Annotated in this window: 5 protein-coding genes; 4 read left to right on the top strand and 1 reads right to left on the bottom strand. The window is 64.7% G+C overall.

Annotation, left to right across the window (positions count from 1 at the left end):
- The 4 genes from I8N66_RS14360 to I8N66_RS14345 form a co-directional block, all read left to right on the top strand.
- Positions 1-866, top strand: an 866-nt coding sequence (locus tag I8N66_RS14360) for an amidase (protein ID WP_291154635.1), incomplete at its 5' end; no start/stop codon positions are given.
- A gap of 1 nt (position 867) precedes the next feature.
- The gene (locus I8N66_RS14355) at positions 868-2,109 is read left to right on the top strand and encodes an MFS transporter (protein WP_113540706.1); all 1,242 of its coding nucleotides are present in this window, start codon (positions 868-870) and stop codon (positions 2,107-2,109) included.
- Between the two features lie 307 nt (positions 2,110-2,416).
- A complete protein-coding gene (locus I8N66_RS14350; RefSeq protein ID WP_113540707.1) occupies positions 2,417-2,827 on the top strand; it encodes a VOC family protein in 411 nt (136 codons plus the stop codon).
- Positions 2,828-3,029: 202 nt separating this feature from the next.
- Positions 3,030-3,683 carry a CatB-related O-acetyltransferase gene (locus I8N66_RS14345; RefSeq protein ID WP_113540708.1) on the top strand — a complete coding sequence of 218 codons (654 nt, stop codon included), beginning with the start codon at positions 3,030-3,032 and terminating at the stop codon, positions 3,681-3,683.
- Between the two features lie 21 nt (positions 3,684-3,704).
- Here the strand turns inward: I8N66_RS14345 and ligA are convergent.
- On the bottom strand, positions 3,705-5,139 hold a 1,435-nt coding region (ligA, locus tag I8N66_RS14340; protein ID WP_291154631.1), incomplete at its 5' end, for an NAD-dependent DNA ligase LigA.

Here is a 5,139-nt window from a genome sequence, read left to right as displayed (position 1 = left end):
CCATCCGCTGGCCGTCGGCGGCAACCGGCGTGACCGGCCTGAAGCCCAGCTGGGGTCGCATCAGCCGACACGGCAGCTTCGCCCTCGCCCCCTCGCTCGATCATGTGGGCACCATGGCGCGCAGCACCGTCGATGCGGCTGCCATGCTCGCCGCAATTGCCGGCTCCGACCCGCGCGACCCGACCGCGCTCCTCGATCCGGTCCCGGATTACTCCGCTGCCGCCAGGATCGGTGGACAAGGACTGCGGATCGGTATCGACCCCGCCTGGAACAGTGCCGATGTCGATCCGCAAACACGGGCCGCGCTGGCTGCGGCACTCGCCGTGTTTGCCGATCTGGGCGCCGAGATCGTCGAAGTCCGGTTTCCCGATGTCACCCGAATCGTCGCCGACTGGGTGCCCAATTGTGCGATCGAGGCAGCCGTTGCCCATGAGGCAAGCTTTGCCGCGCACAGGCATCAGTATGGTCCGGTTCTGGCCGGCGTCATCGAAGCCGGACAGAACCTCACCGGCACCGACTATCAGAAGATCCTGCTCAGGCGCGCGGCGTTTCGCGGCGAGGTCGATGCGCTGTTTTCGTCGATCGACCTGCTGCTGACGCCGGTTCAGCCCTTTGCGCCACTGACGCTGAAAACCGTCGCGACGCTTGGCGAGCAACCGGAGCTGATTACCATGCTGCAGCGCTACACCTGCCCGTTCGACATGAGCGGGCACCCGACGCTCACCTTGCCCGGCGGATTCAGCGACGCCGGCATGCCGATCGGGCTGCAGCTTGTGGCCGGGCACCATAAGGAGGCGACCCTCGTGCGCGGCGGCGCCGCCTTTCAGGCCGCCACATTCTGGCACCACAGACATCCGGGGATTTGAAATGCAGCCTCATGCGCGAAACGACAGCGTCTTCTATGGCTGGGCGGTGGTCGCTGCCGCCTTCAGCATCACCTTCGTGGGCTTCGGCAGCGCCTATACCTTCAGCGCCTTTGTCGAGCCGCTGCAGCGCGATCTCGGCGCCTCGCGCGGCTCGGTGGCGCTCGTCTTCTCACTCGCAGGCTTCCTCTATTTCGGGCTCGGCATCGTCTCAGGCCCGCTTGCCGACCGCTTTGGCGCGCGGCGGCTTGCCATGCTCGGCATGCTCTTCGTCGGCATCGGCCTTGCCCTTGCCAGCCAGGCTCGCAGCATCGTCGAGGTCTACGCCGCCTACAGCATCGGCATCGGTCTTGGTGTCGGCCTCGCCTATGTGCCGGCGATTGGCACGGTGCAGCGCTGGTTCGTGGCGCGCCGCGGCCTTGCGTCCGGCCTTGCGGTGAGCGGCATCGGCGTCGGAACCCTGGTCATGCCGCCAGTCGCCACCTGGCTGATCGCTTGCCTCGGCTGGCGAGACGCCTATCTCGTCCTCGGCTTGCTCGCAGCCCTGGTCGGCGTCGCTATGTCCGCCCTGCTCGTCAACGATCCGCGCGACCGCGGCACCGGTCCCGACGGGACCACCGTCGACACGCGTGCCACGGCAAAACCCGCCTCGGGAGCGACGGTCGCCGAGGCCGTCCGAACCTCGCAGTTCATCGGCCTTTACGCCGCCTGCCTGCTCGCAGCCTTCGGCGTCTTCGTCCCCTTCGTGCATCTGGTGCCCTATGCACTCGACCACGGCCTGGATCAGGCTTCCGCAGTCCTCCTGCTCGGCACCATCGGCATCGGCAGCACGCTCGGGCGCTTCCTGCTCGGCAGCCTCGCCGACCGCATGGGGCGACAGGTCTTCCTCGTCGCCATGTTTGCCGGCATGGCCGCCTCGCTCTTTATCTGGGCCTTTGCAGGCAGCTTCTGGCCGCTCGCCATCTTCGCGCTGGTCTTCGGGGTCTTCTACGGCGGCTGGGTCGCCATCCTACCGGCCGTGGTCATGGACTATTTCGGCGGGCGCCATGTCAGCGGCATCATCGGCGCGCTCTACACCAGCGTCGCGATCGGCACGCTCATCGGCCCAAGCGCCGCCGGTTTCGCCTTCGATTTCAGCCACAGCTATACACTGCCTATCCTCGCGGGAGCCGCAGCCAACATCCTCGCCGCAATCGTCGCGATCGCGACCGTGCGCGCACCGAGACACGCGATCGTTGCAAGCTGACCGGAGTTCGCATCAGGCACCACCGGCGAGAAGCGCGACGATCGCATCGGTCTGCAACACATCTCGCCGGCGGCCTTGGTCGGCTCGTCCTTGAAAACCTCCGGTTGCGCCCCACATCAGCCCGGTTCAAAAAAATCTTTGAGCCGATGTCGGGATCGTCGACCGGCATTCGTCCTTAGGACAGTTCCAGGAGAGCCATGAGACGGCTCTCCCCCGGAATTGAGCAATTTCCAGGAATTGGGTTCTTTCACGGATGGCGTGAAATGACCCGAAGCGTAAAACACAAATCCATACCAAGGAGCATTTCATGCGCATGATTTTCGTAAACCTGCCGGTCAAGGATCTGAAGGCTTCGCGTGCATTCTTCGCCGCGCTCGGCTTCACCTTCAACGAGCAGTTCTCCGACGACACGGCCGCTTGCACCGTGATCTCGGACAATATTTTCGTCATGCTTTTGACCGAGCCGAAGTTCCGCGACTTCATCACCGGCGAGATCAGCGACGCAAGGAAAGGCACCGAGGTCATCACCGCCCTTTCTGCGGCGAGCCGCGCCGAATGCGACGACATGCTGGCCAAGGCGCTTGCCGCCGGTGCCAAGCCGTGGAAGCCGGCGCTCGACTACGGCTTCATGTACGGCATCTCCTTCCAGGACCTCGACGGCCACGTCTGGGAGTTCATGTGGATGGACCAGGAAGCAGCCCAGCAGCAGGCCTCCTGATCCCAGGCAGCGCCCCGAACCTTGCGCCTGCCGCCGAAAGCGGCGGGCGTTTTTGTGTGATGGAATGATCGCAGTGCCGGCCAAAGCTTCCGGTCGGCGCCCGATTTGAGAAGAAAGCGGCCGGTAAATCCGATAGTTGGGACGGGATACGAATGGCGAGCGCCGCGCAGCTTCGCTTGCAGCATTGAGAATGAGGAATCCCATGTCCACGAAGGTCGAAGCCAAGCACTGGTCCAAGGTCGAGCTTTTGCACGAGACCGTGCGCAACCCGAACATCCATGTGCACGGCACCAACAGCTACTACAGCAACGCCTGGACCGGATCCTTCGAGGAGAGCGTCGTTCGTTACCTCTATGGTGACGACTACAGCCTCAAGGCCTGGGAGCCGCAATGGCCGATCGACCAGCTGCGGATCGGCGACTATGTCGCGATTGGCGCCGAGGCCGTGATCCTCATGGGCGGCAACCACACCCATCGCACCGATTGGGTGAGCCTCTATCCCTTCCTCGACGTGATCGGCGAAGCCTATATCGGCAAGGGCGACACCATCATCGGCGACGGCGCCTGGATCGGCATGCGCGCCATGATCATGCCGGGCGTCACCCTTGGTGAAGGCGCCGTCGTCGCATCGGGCGCCATCGTGACGAAGGATGTGGCGCCCTATACCATCGTTGCCGGAAACCCTGCTCGCCCCGTCCGCCAGCGTTTCCCCGCGGCCGATGTCGAGACGCTGCTCGCACTCGGCATCTACCGGTGGGACAAGCCGAAATTCGATGCGCTGCGTCGCTTCATCTGCGCCGACGATATCGCCGCCCTGAAGGCTGCGTCAGAAGCCTACGATACCAAGCGGGCCTGACGACAACACGGATCGGCGGGATCACCCGCCGATCAGCACCAGCCACTCGTCTTCGTCCATGGTCTGGACGCCGAGTTCGCGGGCCTTGTCGAGCTTGGAGCCGGCGCCGGGGCCTGCAACGACGATGTCGGTCTTTTTCGATACCGAACCTGCCACCTTGGCGCCCAGGCTTTCGGCCTTGGCCTTGGCCTCGTCGCGCGTCATCTTTTCGAGCGAGCCGGTGAAGACCACCGTTTTGCCTGCAACCGGGCTGTCGCTCGCGACCGGCGCTTCCGCCGCCTCCGGCGTTACCTCGGAGAGCAGCCGGGTGACCACCTCGAGGTTGCGCGGTTCCTTGTAGAACTCGACGATGGCACGGGCGACGACCTCGCCGATGCCGTCGATGCTGTTCAGCTCGTTCCAGGCGTCACCGGTGAAGGTCGAAGCCTCGCTCATCGCCGTGCCGAAATGCTCGTAGTTGCCGTAGGAACGCGCCAGCAGCTTCGCCGTCGTCTCGCCCACATGGCGGATGCCGAGCGCGTAGATGAAGCGGTGAAGTGCGATGGAGCGGCGCGTATTGATCGCGTCATAGAGCTTGCGCACGCTGACGCGGCCGAAGCCGTCGATGTTCTCAAGCTTGGTGAGCGACGACGCCTCCTGGCGCCTCTCCAGCGTGAAGATATCCGGCGCCGTGCGGATCGAAAGCGTCGGGTCCTCGCTTTCGAAGAAGAACTCGATCTGCTTGGAGCCGAGGCCCTCGATGTCATAGGCATTGCGCGAAACGAAATGCTTCAGGTGCTCGACCGCCTGGGCGCGGCAGACGAAGCCGCCGGTGCAGCGGCGTACCGCATCCACCTTGCCGGTCTTCTCGTTGATGTCGCGCACCGCATGGCTGCCGCAGACGGGGCATGTGGTCGGGAAACGATAGGGCTCGGAGCCTTCCTTGCGCTCGTCCATCACGACATCGACGATCTGCGGGATGACGTCGCCGGCACGCTGGACGATCACCATGTCGCCGATGCGGATGTCCCTGCCCTCGCGGATCGGCTCGCCCGAATTGCCGAGACCCTTGATGTAATCCTCGTTGTGCAGCGTCGCATTGGTGACGACGACGCCGCCGACCGTGATCGGCTCGAGCCGTGCCACCGGCGTCAGCGCGCCGGTGCGGCCGACCTGGATGTCGATCGCCGTCAGCCGGGTAAAGGCCTGCTCGGCCGGAAACTTGTGCGCCGTCGCCCAGCGCGGCGAGCGCGAGCGGAAGCCGAGGCGCGCCTGCAGGTCGAGCCGGTCGACCTTGTAGACGACGCCATCGATGTCGTAGTCGAGATCCGGCCGTTCCCGCTCGATGTGGTGGTAATGCTCGAGCAGCGCATCAGCCGAGGAGAGGCGCTGCATCAGCGGATTGACCGGGAAGCCCCAGCTCTTGAACACCTCGACCATGCCCATCTGCGTGTCCGCCGGCATTTCCGAGATCTCG

It is taken from the genome of Ensifer sp. SSB1, from assembly GCF_016652895.1.
In the GTDB taxonomy this organism is placed as follows: Bacteria; Pseudomonadota; Alphaproteobacteria; order Rhizobiales; family Rhizobiaceae; genus Ensifer.
This window is presented reverse-complemented; position numbering and strand designations above follow the sequence as displayed.

What these genes read in the sequence shown, in the direction of transcription:
- I8N66_RS14355 (WP_113540706.1), top strand. Translation starts at nt 868, where the DNA reads ATGCAGCCTCATGCGCGAAACGACAGCGTCTTCTATGGCTGGGCGGTG.
- I8N66_RS14345 (WP_113540708.1), top strand. Translation starts at nt 3,030, where the DNA reads ATGTCCACGAAGGTCGAAGCCAAGCACTGGTCCAAGGTCGAGCTTTTG.
- I8N66_RS14350 (WP_113540707.1), top strand. Translation starts at nt 2,417, where the DNA reads ATGCGCATGATTTTCGTAAACCTGCCGGTCAAGGATCTGAAGGCTTCG.